The sequence below is a fragment of the Enterococcus sp. C53 genome (genome assembly GCF_040887425.1).
GTDB lineage: Bacteria > Bacillota > Bacilli > Lactobacillales > Enterococcaceae > Enterococcus_B > Enterococcus_B hirae.
Genome location: NZ_JBFOFT010000001.1, coordinates 416,667 through 432,868, shown reverse-complemented (window position 1 = coordinate 432,868; position 16,202 = coordinate 416,667). Strand labels below are relative to the sequence as shown.

Here is a 16,202-nt window from a genome sequence, read left to right as displayed (position 1 = left end):
TGTTTTTTTATTTTTAAAAAATTACTTTAAAAACAATCAATTTTATAAATTTTAGACATCATTTAGAAGAACACCCATTTTTTTATTTTACGATTCTGGCAGATTGTCTCTAAAAGAATTAAATGTTATCATACAAATAGCTATTGGATGAAACATTAGGAGGAAATGGATTATGTTAGAAAATTTTAATGAGAACCTCGAAAAATATGCACGATTAATTGTTGAAACCGGCGTAAACGTCGAAAAAGACCATACAGTTGTTTTACAAATCAACGTCGATCAAGCCCCATTAGCTCGCTTGATCACCAAAGAAGCCTATCGTTTAGGTGCAGCTGAAGTGATCGTACAATGGACGGACGACGTGATCCAAAAAGAATTTCTTTCTTACGCTGCACAAGACCGTCTTGAAACTGTTCCACAATATAAAATTGATCAGACTGATGATTGGATCGCTAAAGGTGCTAGCCGAATCAGTGTTGTATCTGCCGATCCAGATGCTTTTGGTGGCGTAGATGGAAAACGAATCGCTACGTATCAAACTGCCGCTGGCAAAGCAATGATGAATCTAAGAAAAGCGACCCAAGCAAATAAAGTAAGCTGGACTGTAGTCGCTGCGGCTGGTAAACAATGGGCAGCTAAAGTTTTCTCAGATTTACCAGAAGAAGAACAACTGGATGCATTATGGGATCAAATTTTTAAAACAACTCGTATTTACGAGGAAGATCCTGTACAGGCTTGGAAAGAACATGATGAAAAATTAGCGAAAAAAGCTGCTGAATTAAATCAAGAACAGTTTACTGCCCTGCACTATACTGCCCCTGGCACAGATATCGTCATTGGCCTACCAAAAAATCATCTTTGGGAAGGCGCAGGAAGTTACAACTCCCGTGGAGAAAAATTCATGGCAAATATGCCTACTGAAGAAGTGTTTACTGCACCTGATTACCGACGGATCGATGGTTATATCTCTAGTACAAAACCATTGAGCTATGCAGGTACGATCATCTCAGGGATGAAGTTTACTTTTGAAGCTGGAAAAGTCATTGATTTTTCTGCTGAACAAGGTCAAGAAGTATTGGAAACCTTGCTCAATACTGATGAAGGCGCACGCTCATTAGGAGAAGTAGCACTCGTTCCCGATCCTTCGCCAATTTCTCAATCGGGTATTATCTTTTACAATACGTTATTTGACGAAAACGCGTCGAATCACTTAGCTCTAGGATCTGCGTATGCCTTTAGTGTCGAAGGTGGTACTGAAATGACCGATGAAGAACTTGTGCAAGCTGGTCTTAACCGCAGTCAAACCCATGTTGATTTTATGGTTGGTTCTGACCAAATGAATATTGACGGTATCCGTGAAGACGGTTCTACTGTTCCAGTATTTAGAAATGGTGACTGGGCTTAATCTGATAAAACGATACAAAAAAAGAGGAGAAATCTTAAACGACCTCCAAAAGTTAGATTTTTGGTCTAACTTTTTGGGGTACTACAGACTTCTTCTCTTTTTTGTGATGATTATTTCTATTACAGACAACACTTTTCCCTGCTACTCACTGAAAGATGGTCGAATAAGCGATTTTTTGATCCTGTTGTTCAAGTTTTTTATAAAAATTATTTATACTATTTATCACGAAATTCTATTAATACATTTTCTGTTTTTTGATAAGATTGACAAAAACAACATTTATTATTAAAAATTAGAAAAAATGATGGAGAGATAGTATGCCTTTTATTGTTTATTTTATTGTTTATTTTATTGTTTATTTTTTTGTCTTAGTATTAACGCTTTATATCCCTCTGCCAACTGCGTTATTGTTTTTTCATCGTTTAGCTAATCAACATGACCTGCTCACAACAATCCACAAATTCATTTTGCTATTTTTGGTTTGTTTAGATTATCGGTTCAGTTTCTACTGTATTTATCAATGTAAAATAAAGAAACAATACTACTTGTACCTTATCTTGATTAATATTATCGAATTAGGCATCCATTTTTATTTACTGGTCAAATACCAAACAGTTTGCTTAACTATCATCACTTTGAGCCAGTTATTATTGCTTATTTGTATGTTTACCTTTCCTTTATCAAAAAAATTTAGAAAAGCTGTCTTTCACTCACCAGAAAAATCGAATGTAGCGTAGAAAACTATCTTGGTCCCACATAAACAAAAAAACCTGAACCACAACGGTTACAGGTTTTTAACGTTCCTGACTGGAATTGAACCAGCGACCTATCGCTTAGGAGGCGATTGCTCTATCCTACTGAGCTACAGGAACAAGTTCTCAATAGTATTATTTTAGCTTGTTTAAGGAGCACATGCAAGCTTCTCTTAGAAAATCATTTTTCTTCCTAAGCAAAACGTTTCCACTAGCTTTTGACGAGTGATAAAATAGAGTTATCTAACAAGTGATGAGGGAGGTTTTATTTATGAATGACAAACCAAAAGAAGAAATATACGCTGAACGCTTTGATGCTTCTAAAAAAGAACGAGAACAACTATCAAAAGAAGCCATTAAACAGCATGAAGATGAAAAACCTCAGAAAAAAGAAAGTCGCAAATTCAAGTTTACTAAAAAAGAAGATTTGCTGTAGAGAAATGAGATAAATCAGTGGCAAAAAAGCAATCTGATTTTCAGAATGATATCGAAAAAATTTCAAAATAGCTTTTTATACGATAACGCCCTCCAAGAATTCGTCGAAAACCTTGGAGGGCGTTATATGTGTTGAGCAACAAATATTTTACGTTCATTTTAAAAATAATCATTTAGAATAGGTTGCTGACTTGGAAAGCATGGCGCCATTTCTAATAGAGCTTCAGTTGACAATTGGATGTGATTGTAAAAAACAAGTTCTTCCATCTGACGATACCCCATTAATAATTGAGTCATGCGTTGGATGGTGCCACTGATGGTTGGTAATTTTGTTTCTGTTACTTTTTCAATTTTCACCTCTGCATTTGATACAGTGATCTCAAAGATCCCTTCATTCCACTGTGCGTAAGGATCATCTGTTACTTCTAAAGCAAAAGTGAGCGCTTGTTTTTTGAAAGGATAGTCTTTCAAAAACAACTCAAGATCAACAATTCTGCCCATCATATATGGCGTGATCGTCATTTGTGCAAAAGGATTTTTAAGCAAATAATTTTGATCACTACCTGAATAACCACAAGCATAGTCAAAAGAAGCAAACGCCCCACTATGGGAACTAACAAACCTCACTAATCCTTGAAAGGCTTCATGACTCAAATAGCCCCATTCCACTACTACAAATGTTGGTGCCGTTAACTGGTAAACCACATATCCTGTTGCTTGACCAGATTCATCGTAATACAGCGCATAATGATTATCTGTCTTTTGCTTAAACTTATAAGTATACCACCAGTCTTCTCTACTTAATCCACCACGCTGATTTGCTGGCATTTGTTTATAAATCATTTCTATGACTTCTCTTGCTTGTTCAAAAGTCACTCGTTTCATTTTGCCAGCCGTCTTTTTCACGTTCGGTACATCTCGACTATCCAATTGATAATTGATTTTATCAAACAATTGCTCATAACCGTAGCGACGATAAAATGGGTAAGAAAATGGAGCAAGATAAGAAAGACTTACTTTTCTTTCACGGCAATCTTTTAAGATTTTTTCCATGATTTGATTGATCCCGCCTTGTCCCCTAGCTTCAGGATAAGATGCTACATAACCGATTCCTGCCATTAAATACTGTTGCCCATAAAATTCAACAGAAAAAGGCGTCGCCATTACTTGGCTAGTGAGTTGCTCTTCCTCGTCAAAAAAACCATAATTCCATGAATTTTCAACGATCAGTTTGAATCGTTCACGTCTTGCAGGTGTATCCTGCGCATTAAATGCATAGGTTGCTAGTTCAAACATCGCTTCTTGATAAGCAACACCAAGTTCTTTTACTTCATTTGCCATTTTTGTTACCCCTTCCATCAAAAACAATAAAAAATTGTGTCAAGTTCAGTGATCCAACCATAGTCACTTTATCAAAATAAAAATGTTATTTCAATAAATCACTATTTAGCTGAATCAACTGCTTCTTGCCACAATTAGTTTTTTACTAGTAAGTTTCTTCGATCATTACTAACATTTTTTTGAAGCGACGTTTTTTAAAATACATCAACATCGTTCCTAAAATCATATCATTCAATTTTTGTAGCATCCCATATGATTGCATTTGTTCCGTATAACGTACTTCGCAGGTTTTATCATCTAACGCTTTGATTTGATAATGGACGACATAATCATTTTTTGTGGTAGATGTTCGAAATTTATACGACTGATTTTCAATAACTTCCTCGATCTTGATGCGAGCGCGGCTATTTTGTGAGAATTGTTTGACGTATTCAAGGTTTTTAAGTTGTTTACGAGTAACCGATTTTCCAGTCGCTTTACGTACATCAAAAAGGACAGAGTCCATCACTTTATCATAGAAAAAGGATGCTGGAATATTTAAAGTTTTAACGATTTCCATTAGCTATTTTTCCCCTTTGCTTCTTCTCTTTTTTTCCCTTTTAAAAAGAAATGTATACCTAAACCTGCCAGAAATAGTCCTGTAGCCATACTATACAAATCATAGTTTTGCGAACTAGGATTTAAACAATACAATACGATCAGTGAACCAATACTACATAAAAATAAGCCGTTTTTCATCATTTTGAACCCTTCCTATCTTACAACCAGTTAAACTGCTGTTGCTTGAAAATATAAAACAGTGCCCCATGGTTGTGCTTTGATTAATGCTTTTGCTTTTTGTGCTGCTGCTTCTTTATCTTGTGCGCTCGTCTCAAAAAACAATTTGATCCCTTGTTTTTCTTTAAATGTATATGAAAAGCCATCTTCATTGTAACCTTCTAATAACTCTTTGATAGCATCTTGTTGCATGGCACTTGCGATTGAAATCATTTTAGTTCCTCCTAGATTATTGTTTAGAGAGCAGAAGCAAAAAATGCTTCTGCTCATTGATTTTTATTGTTCGCCTGCTGCTGGATCCATCTTATTCGCTGAGATAACGAACGGTGCCCAGATCAAGAAAGTCACGATCATACATACTAATGTCACGATTGGCGCACGCCAGTCTGCTCCGGTAGCTAGGAACGAGAGTAAGAATGGTGGAACAACCCATGTGACTTGTTGCGATACTGGGGCGACCAAACCAAAGTAAGTTGCTCCCCAACCTATAGCTGTTGCAACAACAGGTGCTAATAAGAATGGGATGAACATGATAGCGTTCAATACAATCGGCAAACCAAACATAACTGGTTCATTGATGTTGAAAATACCAGGTCCGATCGACAATTTAGCAACTGTTAAATAATCAGCACGTTTAGAAAGGAGTAAAATAGCAATCAATAGAACGATCGTACCACCAGAACCCCCGAACCAAGCGAAGGCATCAAAGGATCCACGAACCCACATATAAGCCTTACCATCTTCAATTGCATCTAAGACTGCAGGTGTTCCTGTTTTGCCATTGTAACCTTTTTGGAAAATATCGATATTGATCAATTGTGCTTGACCCCAAATTCCTTCTAAAACTGGAGCTAACACGTTTGGTCCATGAATACCAAAGAACCAGAAGATCTGAACAAAGACCGTAACGATCAAAACAGCACCGATCCCTTGAGATAATCCCAAGAAAGGTTCAGCGATATATTTTTGAACTAAATCAATGATCAATTGTCCGTCAGCGATACGACCAACGATATAATTAATAATAGCAATGACATATAAAGCGATCGTTGCTGGCAGAATTGCGGCAAAAGCCTTCGATACTGCTGGTGGTACAGAATCTGGCATTTTGATCGTAATGTTGGCTAACATTAATTTACAGAAAATAATGACAGAAATAGCACCCATGATCATGACTGTGAAATAAGAGTTTCCATTTAAATGATCAAGTTTTAGCCAACCCCAAAGACCAACAGATAAATTTCCATCCGCGATCGTTGCCCCTAATTCTGTTCCATTGATGGCATCAACGATATTTTGCGGAACATTCACGTTCAAAGCGGCTGACAATGAAGGACCAAAAGAAATTCCTTGGATCAAAGTTGCCAGACCAACGATCCCTCCGGCTAGGTCATTGACCCCATAAGCTCTCGCAAGATTGTATCCCCAAGAAAAGGCAAAAATCAAGCCGGCAATTGCTAAAGTTCCATTCCATACAAATCCATTAATTCCAATAATAACATTTAATACTGCAAAAATTCCTTTGTCCGCTGCTAAACTATCTGCATACGTACTATTAAATTGCTGTGGTAAATCTCGAATAATTGCATTGATCATTACAGCGACTGATCCCGCCATTGTTGCAGGTAAAGTACCGATAAAAGCGTCACGCAAAGCAACTAAATGTTTCTGCGCACCAATTTTTGCGGCAACCGGAAGGATGTATTTCTCCATCCAATTTGTTAATCCGTTCATTTTTATATCCTCCTATAAGTTGTTTATATAAAGAATTGCTTCCTCATACCAAATTAAAAAAATCCGTTCAAAATTTTTTCTTCTTCCGTTCAAAAAAGAAGGTTCTATTTTCGTTCATCTGTCTTTATTCGACATTGATTCTTCGGTAAAGTTCAATAAGTTCTTCTGCTAAATCAGTAAAAGCAATCGACGTCATTAAATGGTCTTGACTGTGTACGGTCAATAACGTGACCTGAACATGGTTTCCTTGTGCTTCTTGTGTCAACATTTGCGTCTGTGAATGATGGGCTTGGACTAATGATTCCTTTGCATCCATTATTTTTTGATCCGCTAACTCGAAATTACCTTTTTTAGCCGCAGAAATCGCTTCCATTGCATCGCTCTTGGCATTACCACCAAACATGATGAGTCCCATGATGGCTTCGAGATTTTGTTGATCTTCCACATTTTTTCCTCCATTTCCTATAGATTTATTGCATCAAATTTTCGGCTTGTTCTAGTACTTTTGCACCATTCATCATGCCGTAATCTTGCATATTGATTACATCTAGCGGAATCCCTTTCGGTGCTAATTTTTGCTCAAATTGAGCTTTCATAAACCGGACTTGAGGTCCTAAAAGTAAGACATCGACATTTTTTGCTTCAAGATTATTATCAGCGTCTGAAGCTGAAACAGCAAAAATATCTGCCTCCATTCCTTTTTCTTCTGCAGCTTTTTGCATTTTCGTAACTAGCAAACTTGTACTCATCCCCGCAGAGCATACTAACATAATCGTTTTTTTCGCCATTTTCTCCACTCCTTTTAATTTGTTTTACACATTTTTATAATGCAAGAAGCATGCCAAACAAAAAAAGAACCAAAATAGCGTTTTCATAACCTTTGGTCCTTCTTTTCTGTGCGCACACTGGTGATATCTGTGTAAAAAAATAGATTAGTGTGTTTTATTTTTTAATTTTATTTTCAATAAACATTTGCGTTAAGAAGGCAATCTCATTTTCTGGGATATTCACCTGATATTTCCGTTCCAATCCAATAAGATTCGTTCGAACGATGTCCATTTCTAAACGATAAATTTTTGAGAAAGTAGACAGATTCTCAAATTCTCGGGTCTTCTCATGCTTGATCAGTCCATCCAGTAAAAAGGCTAAATGAATCACGATCCCAATATCTACTCCTGGCTCTACTATAATTGAGAGATCCGTTTGGATTTGCTGGATGTTTTTTTGTAAAGAATGGATCAAAAGCTCTACCGAAGAAATCGAATTTAAAGAATCTTTTAATGAATCAACGATTTTGGCAGTTGGAACTTCATCATCAGCGATCCGCTTGAGCATATTCAATTTCTCATCGTTGAAGACATCATACGCTGAGAAAAACGGAATATTTTGGTAATCCACATCTACCGTGCCCGCAATGGCTTTGATCTCATATTCTTCTAATAATGCATCAATGTGTCGCTTAAATGATTCTCGTTCTAAAAACTGCATTTGGATCACTTCGACCTTTTTCTGGTCGATTACAGGAACAATCCGTTGGTATAATTTAGCTGCTACACCTTCCCCAGTAAAACAAGTAACGATCACTGCTTTTTTACGTTCATAGGTCTCAGTTTGTTCTTCTTTGAATTGGTCCTTGACGATCGTTTCAAAGGAAATCTGGATACTTTGATAGATATCTTCCAAGCTCCGCCCAACATTCGCCATCCGTAATGCCTCAATCACGATCATCGTACTACTCATTGTAATTGCTTTCGTTTTGATTCCAGTCTCTTCAAAAATCAAGTCACCAAAGGTATTTAAAGAACCCATATCCGTCAGTAAGATCAATCCATTCGTCAGACTTGCCTGACGATTTTGAACATAAGCCAGCACTTCTTCATACATCGTTTGGACTTCCATGGCTAACGGCATATTAAATGCTGTACCTAATTTCGTTCCTAATAATTCTTGCGCCATTTCCAACATACTTGAGGCGGTTTGTCTGCCGTGCATCAAAACTAAGACCTCAACTTTATTTTCTTTTACTGGTTCACTTTCGCCAAGATTAATGGAAAGAAACATACTGATAAAACCAATTTCGTCAAACGGAATTTCAATTTGTTGTTCTTCTTCAATGATCGTAGATAAATCAATGGCTACTTGAAATTCCTTTTTAAAATTTTTGCGTACGTTGTTGAGATCAGGATGAACAATCATGTGTCCTTCTTTGACCCGATCCAATGTACTTTGCAAATGAAGGGCAAAGGCAAATCGAGCTTTTTCATTGTAGATTCGATCCAACCTAGCTTCTGCAACATCGTATAACTCGTTGGTTAATCGCCAAATGTCATCTGGCAACAGATCTTTTGGAATCGTACTCTTTGTCAACTCTTTGACATAAGTTTGGAAATAAGCATCCACATCTTTCGAGATCAAAGTTTCTAAATCAATACTTTCGACACCCGTTTCTGATAAAGAAAGCATTTTTTCTTCGATATCATTATAGACCTGCATGTTTCGTTCTGGATCTTGTGACCAAACAACATCAGCAAAACCAGGCTCAAAAGTCAGGTATTGACTCTTACTATCCATAAAGCGATCCAAACGTTCAGGTACTTCTTTGATTTTCAACAACCCTTTTTGTACTTGGAGAGACAGTTCTTCTTTACGAATAATCAGTTTTTCTTCATTATGTGTCCGATAATGTAAAAATGACTTCGCACATACTAATTTCAAATCACGCTTGACTTGTCCGATATTTCCTTCTGCATCATAAAGCATAAATGCCAAAATGGCTTCTTTTTCGATATCTATACGTTGATTCAAACGATTGGCTTCTTGTTTGATAAATAAAGAAATGATTTCATAACGTTCATCTAATGAACGAGAAGCCAGATTTGGTAATGTGATTGCCATAGGAATTCGGCGATTAAAGGTTGTCAAAAAACTTTCGGATGACTCGGTGGTTGCTCCAATGATCTGAACAGATGCTTCATGGACGTGGGCGCTTTCTCCCAACGGACGATAGACCCCTTTATCAATAAAAGTAAACAACATTTCTTGTCCTTCTGGTGGTAAACGATGAATTTCATCAAGAAACAGGATCCCACCATTCGCTTTCGCAATCAACCCTTGACTATCTTGCGATGCCCCAGTATAAGCTCCTTTTTTGATTCCAAAAATATGTCCAAACAGTAACTGTGGATTCTGCGCATAATCCGCACAGTTAAATGAAACAAAAGGGGCATCTTCTGAGAGCATTTCAGAATCAATCGCAAAATGATACATACATTCTGCAAACATCGATTTACCCGTTCCTGTCTCACCAAAAATGATTGTATGCAATCCTCGAGGAGGATATAATATGGCTGCCTTAGCTTGCTGGATGCTTACTTTCAAAGAATCATTTTCACCAACTAGTGTATCAAACGTCACTTGGGTCGATGCATCAACGTGAACTTTGTCAGAGGCTGTTTTTTGCGGAGGCAATGAATAGACGACTGGTCTGCCGGAACTTTTGATAATATAGCGGTCTTTATAGAGATCGCTGAGATATCGACTTGCATTACTTCGATCGATTTTTAGATGTTTTGCCACATCACTTGCCGTCAATCCTTGCTGTTTCTCATGCAATAGATCCAATATTTCTTCTTGTCTTTCGTTCATACAATCCCCCACTATCCTCAAATAACGCTGATTACGTTTTCAATATAATAACACAAAAAGGCGCTTATTTGCGCCTTGCTCCTTTATTTTTCTGCTTTTTTTGTTTGTTTTTAAGCTTTTTCTTTGGCGTACTATTTTTTTCAACTTGTTCTTTTTTCGAAGGACCAAATGGAGCAGTTTTTTTTGTGTTTTTGTCATTGGCTTCTTCTTTTTGTGAGAGTTCTTTTTGTGGCAATTCTTTGACTAATTGTCCACCATGAAGAAAAATCTCTTCCATATCAATCGCCATATGACGTGTTAATTTTTTCAACTCTTTAACTGTATGATCTTGCACAAACGTGATCACGGTTCCGTCTTTCCCCATCCGTCCGGTTCGCCCTGAACGATGCAGATAAGCTTCTTCCGTTAAGGGAATTTCGGCATTCACAACATAAGGTAATTGTTCGATATCTAATCCTCTGGCTGCTACGTCAGTCGTGAACAACATCGTGATTTTCTTATCCTTGAATTGATCAAGTGCTGCTTTACGTAACAATTTATTTTGATCGGAAGCTAAGCTGCCAACTGAAACACCACGAAATTGTAATTTTTCTTCCATTGTCCCTAATTCATTGAGTTGGTTGAAAAAGACTAGTCCATGAAAATCTGTGACATAAGCAAGCCGTCTCAAATACTCTTCTTTTTTACGAGGTGGTATCCTTAAATAGTAATGTTGCTGACCTTTTCTAGAGTCATCGTCTTTTGTGACATCAACAACTGGGATGGAAGCATTTGTGATTTCTTCAATTTTACTGATTGAGCGATCAGCTGTTGCTGAGAAGAATACTAATTGATAGTCCACAGGGGCTTGTCGCAAAATTTGTTCCACTAATGAACGATTCCCCTCATCAAACAATTGATCTGCTTCATCAAAAACAATCGTTTGCAACTGATGAGCTTTTAATTTTTTGGTCTTCATCAATTCCAGCACCCGTCCAGGAGTCCCTACTAAGACTTCTGGTCGTTTTTTCAAACCTTCGATCTGCCTTTTGACGTTAGCTCCGCCCACAAGTGATTGGACTTTTAATGCCAATCCTTTTGACCACTCACGAGCCACTTCTGCGACTTGAATTGCTAATTCTTGTGAAGAAACAAGGATTAGTAAAGTACTTCCCCCCTCTTTAGGGACATTCAGCAGCAAAGGTAAAAGATAAGCTAATGTTTTGCCTGAGCCGGTTGGTGAAATACCAATAATTGATTCTTTTTCTTTAAGCGGTTGAAAAACAGCCTGTTGGATCAGAGAGGGTGTTTGAAATCCCTTTTCCTGCCATTTTTCTTGCCAAGCTTGTGGAAAGTTTTTTACAAATTCATTCATTTTAAAAATCGTCCTCATTATCGGCATCAAATTTGATGCCACCATTTATTCTAAGATCGTAAACTACTTGGTTCACATTGCGAGCAAGTTCGATCCATTCTTCATATCGTAATCCCCAAGCTGGATCGTTTGGATGATTGATCACATTGGCAAAATCAGCTGCCTCTTCTGCCATGGGATTTTCAGCTGCGGTAATTGCTAATGCATCAATTTCCTGATGTTCTCGATCATGGAACTCTGCTTTTTCAATCGCATTGACCCCGTTCATGACTAATGTTCCTGAATTAAAGTAGATTTCTGAAGGTAAGTAAGAATCCCCGATTTTACCAGGTTGAATCGTGACATCAAAGGTCTCATAACGCAAGATCCCCCAACCTAATCCATCAACACCAGTTGAGATCTTTCGTGGGAAATAGTGAACTTCTGAAGGCATCCCAAACCATCCTATCGTAGCATAAACGAGATAAACGCCCAGATCCATCAGCGCACCACCAGAAAAACGGGTAGAGAAAATATTTGGTACTTCTCCTGCTAGTACTTGATCGTAACGAGAAGAATATTTCATATAACTAAAGTTGGCACCGAGGATCTCATCTTTCAATGGAAGATAATCAGCAATTTTTTTGAATCCTGCTTCATGGATGTTTCGTGCAGCTTCAAAAAAATAAACATTTTTCTCATTCGCTAGATGAATGATCTCATCCATTTCTTTAGGCGTACTAAATGCCGGTTTTTCAACAATGACATTTTTCCCTGCTAAAATGCCTTGTTTTGCTTGTTGAAAATGCAGGCTGTTAGGCGAAGCAATGTATACCGTATCAAGATGTTCCAGACCAAAAAAAGTTTCTAAATCTGTCGCATAGGCAATATCTCCCTCATACTTGGCGCCAAATTCTTGTGCTTTTTCTAAATGTCTCGAATAAACTGCTGTTAATTCATATTGTTTCGTGCTTAATGCTGCTTGCACAAATTGATGGGTGATCCAGTTGGTACCAATAATTCCTAAATTGATCATTTCATTTACCTTCTTTCTATTTATTCGGGTCTTCAAACGATGCCTCTACATCAAATGGTATGGCTTGTTTCAAATTGACACAATCCGCTGTTACCTGACAATTATAGGCTAAAACATTCACGCCGTTTAACTGTCCGTAGCGTATGATATTGGCTAACTCCGGTTGCATTGCTTCGTTGATTGTTGCCAGATGAAGGTGTTCAAACTGTGCGATAAACAACACGTAAGTTTCATAGCCTTCCTGTCGCGCTTCCACTAATTCTTTCACATGTTTTAAACCTCGTAACGTTGGCGCATCAGGAAACGCCCCAATTCCTTTATTTTCTAAAGTCATTCCCTTTACTTCGACGAACACTTTTTGTCCTGAATCTGTTTCTAAATAAATATCAAATATGGACTGTCGATAGCGGACTTCACGCTTGAACTTAACGATTTTTCCGATCAACGATGGCAACTGGATTGTTCCAGATAAAATTCCTTCTAATGCCAAACGGTTGGGAAGTTGACTATCGATATTGAACCAGTTATCCCCTTTTTTCACAGCAATTAAATCATAATCTGTTTTCCGTTTTATACTAGGTGTATATGCAACCGCTACTTTCGCTCCTGGAAGCAGGACTTCTTTACCTCTTCCAGTGTTTTTCACATGGGCTACGATCACTTCTCCTTGTTGGTTCAAGCAATGAGCGATGAAACGATTCGGTCGTTCAATAAAAAAAGCGATTTCTACTTGCTGGTACTTCAAAAACGGTCACCTTTCTTCCTACTATGTATCCTACCATAATTTCACAAAAAACTCTTGAAAAACCAGTCGAAAGTCCTAGAGAAATCTTTATTTTTTTTAGGTACAATGAAACTGACAGAAAATGATCGTTGGAATTAAAAGAGGTTAGGAGTGACAATCGTATGATACGTAAAAAAACACTTTATGGAATCCTTGCATTTTTTGCTATTTTATTTGGAAAATTCTTTCTGAAAAAGAAACAGCCAACCACCAAAGACTTTGATCCAACGCAATACCATGGAACCTGGACCTTTATAGATAAAAATCAACAAAAACAACAACTACTGGTCACAGAAACGTTTGATTTATCTATCAACGGTCACTCCTTAGTAACGGAATTGGTCGAACTAACTCCACAGCAACTCGTCTTGCGAGATCAATATGGTTTTTATTTGATCCTATCATACAGTGATACGACCTTTTATGATGAATCATCCGATACTTCTTATACGTTGACAAAACAAAATAGTTCCTCAAAAGAGGGTGTGACAAGAGCGGCTAACTCTGAGAAATAAGTCGAAGAATTTCCAAAAATCTCCTCCTGTTTTTGGAATTCTTCGACTTATTTTTGATAGAGCCACTTCTTGAACGACTTTTAGAGCAAGTCCTGTATCCCAAACTCTTTTCATTCCCTTCATCATTGATTTACCTTTCTGTATTTCTTCGTTTATTTTACGTTTTTTGTCTAGAAAAATAGTCATTTGATGTTTTTTTTGATAAACTTACTAATGATGGTTTCATACCATGAAAGGATGATTAAACATGACACCAAATCGAGAAGATTACTTGAAAATCATTTTGGAATTAGGCGGAGACACGACAAAAGTAAATAATAAACAAATCGTTTCCAGTCTTGCTGTGTCCCCAGCTTCTGTTAGCGAAATGATTTCCAAACTTGTGAAAGAACAACTCGTTGAGCATTCTCCTTATCAAGGAGTTCAACTTACGGAGACTGGCTTACAAAAGGCAAGTAGTTTGATTCGCAAACATCGTTTATGGGAAGTTTTTTTAGTCGAACATTTAGATTATAGCTGGAACGAAGTCCATGATGATGCTGAAGTGTTGGAACATGTGACTTCAGAACAACTTGCTGACCATTTAGAAGACTATTTGAATCATCCTATGCACTGTCCACATGGTGGAATTATTCCTAAAAAAGAACAAGTGGTTCATGAAGAACGTAGACAAACATTAGAGTCTTATCCAGTTGGTTCTAAAGTTCGCATCGCTCGAGTGTTGGATGAAAAAGAACTATTGGACTATCTTGTGACGATTGACTTAAACATTGATGAAGAATACGAGATTGTAGATGTTGCCGCTTATGAAGGACCGATCACAATCCAAAATCAACAAAAGAAAATCCCTGTCAGCTTTAAAGCAGCCAGTACGATTTTTGTCGACAAATTATAAAGGAGTACACCCATATGGCTAATGAAAAAAATGTCTTATTTACAATCTTTGGTGGTACAGGTGATTTAGCACAACGCAAATTGTATCCTTCCTTGTTCCGCCTTTATAAAAAAGGAAATCTAGGAAAACATTTTGCAGTAATCGGTACTGCTCGTAGACCTTGGAGCGATGAGCATTATCGTGAAGTGGTCGCTTCGACGATCCAGTCCTTGAATCCGACTGAAGAAGAAGCAAAAGAATTTGCTAGTCATTTCTACTATCAATCACATGATGTAAATGATTCTACCCACTACAATACTTTAAAAGACCTAGCTGACCGCTTAGATGAAACCTACCAATTAGCTGGCAATCGCATCTATTATTTAGCCATGTCTCCAGAATTTTTCGGTACGATCGTTTCTCATCTTAAATCGCAACATATCGTTACTGAAAATGGTTATAATCGCTTGATCATCGAAAAACCATTTGGTTCAGATTATCAATCTGCATTCGAGCTGAATGAAAAGATCCGTCAAGTCTTCCCTGAACAAGATATCTTTAGGATTGATCATTATTTAGGTAAAGAAATGATCCAAAATATCTCAGCAATTCGTTTTGCTAATAACATTTTTGAATCACAATGGAACAATCGCTATATCGATAATATTCAGATTACATTCGGTGAAGCTTTAGGTGTTGAAGATCGTGGTGGCTACTATGATCACAGTGGTGCTTTAAAAGATATGGTCCAAAACCACATTCTACAAGTACTAGCACTTTTAGCGATGGAACCTCCTGTCGCCTTTTCTGAAAAAGAAATTCGTGCAGAAAAAATCAAGGCACTGAAAGCTGTGCGAATCTATGAAAAATCTGAAGCATTAAAAAACTTTATCCGTGGGCAATATGCACCTGGTGAGTTAGATGGTAATACATTTAAAGGCTATCGTGAAGAAGATAAAGTAGATCCTGAATCTACTACCGAAACTTTTGTAGCTGGGAAGTTTGTCATTGACAATTTCCGCTGGTCAGGTGTTCCCTTTTATGTGCGCACTGGGAAACGTTTGACAGAAAAAGGAACTCGGATCAATATCGTCTTTAAACAAGTCCCAGTCAATGTTTTTAAAACTTCGGTCGAAGATGAACCTTGTGAAGATAGGACATTACCACCAAATGTTTTAACGATTTATATCCAACCAACGGAAGGTTTCTCTTTAACATTAAATGGAAAAGAGGTTGGACAAGGGTTTAACACTGAATTTAGAAGATTAGAGTACCGCAATAGCGCTGAAATGGTTGAAAACAGTCCTGAAGCTTATGAGAAGCTGCTTTTAGATGCTTTAAAAGGTGATGGTACAAACTTTTCACATTGGGAAGAAGTTGCTCAATCTTGGCATATCGTCGATGTCATTCGTAAAGCTTGGGATCAAGTGGAACCTGACTTCCCTAATTATAAAGCTGGAACAATGGGACCAGAAGCTGCATTTGAATTGCTGGAAAAAGATGGGTTTGAATGGATCTGGCAACCAGATGACTGGTACCGTGATCGTGGAAAGCTAGAAGACTAGCTGTGT

At 37.4% G+C, this 16,202-nt stretch carries 17 protein-coding genes and 1 tRNA gene; 6 read left to right on the top strand and 12 right to left on the bottom strand.

The annotated features are described in order from the left end of the window. Positions 1-172: 172 nt before the first annotated feature. The gene (locus AB3I42_RS02170) at positions 173-1,405 is read left to right on the top strand and encodes an aminopeptidase (RefSeq protein WP_034867838.1); all 1,233 of its coding nucleotides are present in this window, start codon (positions 173-175) and stop codon (positions 1,403-1,405) included. Positions 1,406-1,722: 317 nt separating this feature from the next. Beyond that, positions 1,723-2,142 carry a hypothetical protein gene (locus AB3I42_RS02165; protein ID WP_258924860.1) on the top strand — a complete coding sequence of 140 codons (420 nt, stop codon included), beginning with the start codon at positions 1,723-1,725 and terminating at the stop codon, positions 2,140-2,142. Positions 2,143-2,203: 61 nt separating this feature from the next. Here AB3I42_RS02165 and AB3I42_RS02160 read toward each other — a convergent pair. Then, positions 2,204-2,277, bottom strand: a tRNA-Arg gene (locus tag AB3I42_RS02160). A gap of 151 nt (positions 2,278-2,428) precedes the next feature. Here AB3I42_RS02160 and AB3I42_RS02155 point away from each other — a divergent pair. After that, positions 2,429-2,593 (top strand): hypothetical protein, encoded by a 165-nt coding sequence (locus AB3I42_RS02155; RefSeq protein ID WP_010738186.1) that lies wholly within the window; start codon positions 2,429-2,431, stop codon positions 2,591-2,593. A 158-nt stretch (positions 2,594-2,751) separates the two neighbouring features. On the opposite strand, the gene AB3I42_RS02150 is transcribed toward AB3I42_RS02155, so the two are convergent. The 11 genes from AB3I42_RS02150 to sfsA form a co-directional block, all read right to left on the bottom strand. After that, positions 2,752-3,933 (bottom strand): enhanced intracellular survival protein Eis, encoded by a 1,182-nt coding sequence (locus tag AB3I42_RS02150; protein ID WP_010738187.1) that lies wholly within the window; start codon positions 3,931-3,933, stop codon positions 2,752-2,754. A gap of 145 nt (positions 3,934-4,078) precedes the next feature. Next, on the bottom strand, positions 4,079-4,492 hold the full coding sequence (locus AB3I42_RS02145; protein ID WP_010719758.1) for a DUF3284 domain-containing protein: 414 nt from the start codon (positions 4,490-4,492) through the stop codon (positions 4,079-4,081). Further along, the gene (locus AB3I42_RS02140; protein ID WP_010719759.1) at positions 4,492-4,674 is read right to left on the bottom strand and encodes a DUF3188 domain-containing protein; all 183 of its coding nucleotides are present in this window, start codon (positions 4,672-4,674) and stop codon (positions 4,492-4,494) included. The genes AB3I42_RS02145 and AB3I42_RS02140 overlap by 1 nt, the downstream gene beginning before the upstream one ends. A 27-nt stretch (positions 4,675-4,701) precedes the next feature. Beyond that, a complete protein-coding gene (locus AB3I42_RS02135) occupies positions 4,702-4,923 on the bottom strand; it encodes a hypothetical protein (protein ID WP_010719760.1) in 222 nt (73 codons plus the stop codon). A 63-nt stretch (positions 4,924-4,986) separates the two neighbouring features. Further along, on the bottom strand, positions 4,987-6,444 hold the full coding sequence (locus AB3I42_RS02130) for a PTS sugar transporter subunit IIC (protein ID WP_010738188.1): 1,458 nt from the start codon (positions 6,442-6,444) through the stop codon (positions 4,987-4,989). A gap of 124 nt (positions 6,445-6,568) precedes the next feature. After that, positions 6,569-6,889 (bottom strand): PTS lactose/cellobiose transporter subunit IIA, encoded by a 321-nt coding sequence (locus AB3I42_RS02125; protein WP_010719762.1) that lies wholly within the window; start codon positions 6,887-6,889, stop codon positions 6,569-6,571. Between the two features lie 25 nt (positions 6,890-6,914). Continuing rightward, positions 6,915-7,232, bottom strand: a complete 318-nt coding sequence (locus tag AB3I42_RS02120; protein WP_010719763.1) for a PTS sugar transporter subunit IIB — start codon at positions 7,230-7,232, stop codon at positions 6,915-6,917. A gap of 154 nt (positions 7,233-7,386) precedes the next feature. After that, the gene (locus AB3I42_RS02115; RefSeq protein WP_034867831.1) at positions 7,387-10,089 is read right to left on the bottom strand and encodes a sigma 54-interacting transcriptional regulator; all 2,703 of its coding nucleotides are present in this window, start codon (positions 10,087-10,089) and stop codon (positions 7,387-7,389) included. Between the two features lie 64 nt (positions 10,090-10,153). Beyond that, on the bottom strand, positions 10,154-11,443 hold the full coding sequence (locus tag AB3I42_RS02110) for a DEAD/DEAH box helicase (RefSeq protein ID WP_010738191.1): 1,290 nt from the start codon (positions 11,441-11,443) through the stop codon (positions 10,154-10,156). Between the two features lies 1 nt (position 11,444). Further along, positions 11,445-12,458, bottom strand: coding sequence for a Gfo/Idh/MocA family protein (locus AB3I42_RS02105; protein WP_010738192.1), 1,014 nt, complete (start codon positions 12,456-12,458; stop codon positions 11,445-11,447). A gap of 16 nt (positions 12,459-12,474) precedes the next feature. Then, positions 12,475-13,203, bottom strand: a complete 729-nt coding sequence (gene sfsA, locus AB3I42_RS02100; RefSeq protein WP_010738193.1) for a DNA/RNA nuclease SfsA — start codon at positions 13,201-13,203, stop codon at positions 12,475-12,477. Between the two features lie 161 nt (positions 13,204-13,364). On the opposite strand from sfsA, the gene AB3I42_RS02095 reads away from it, so the two are divergent. The 3 genes from AB3I42_RS02095 (at position 13,365) to zwf (ending at position 16,196) form a co-directional block, all read left to right on the top strand. Next, positions 13,365-13,757: a DUF4828 domain-containing protein gene (locus AB3I42_RS02095; RefSeq protein ID WP_010738194.1), complete on the top strand. Its 393-nt coding sequence runs from the start codon at positions 13,365-13,367 to the stop codon at positions 13,755-13,757. Between the two features lie 247 nt (positions 13,758-14,004). After that, positions 14,005-14,652: a metal-dependent transcriptional regulator gene (locus AB3I42_RS02090; protein ID WP_010719768.1), complete on the top strand. Its 648-nt coding sequence runs from the start codon at positions 14,005-14,007 to the stop codon at positions 14,650-14,652. A 14-nt stretch (positions 14,653-14,666) separates the two neighbouring features. Continuing rightward, entirely contained in the window at positions 14,667-16,196 is a 1,530-nt protein-coding gene (zwf, locus tag AB3I42_RS02085) for a glucose-6-phosphate dehydrogenase (protein ID WP_034867829.1), read from the top strand. Positions 16,197-16,202 lie beyond the last annotated feature (6 nt).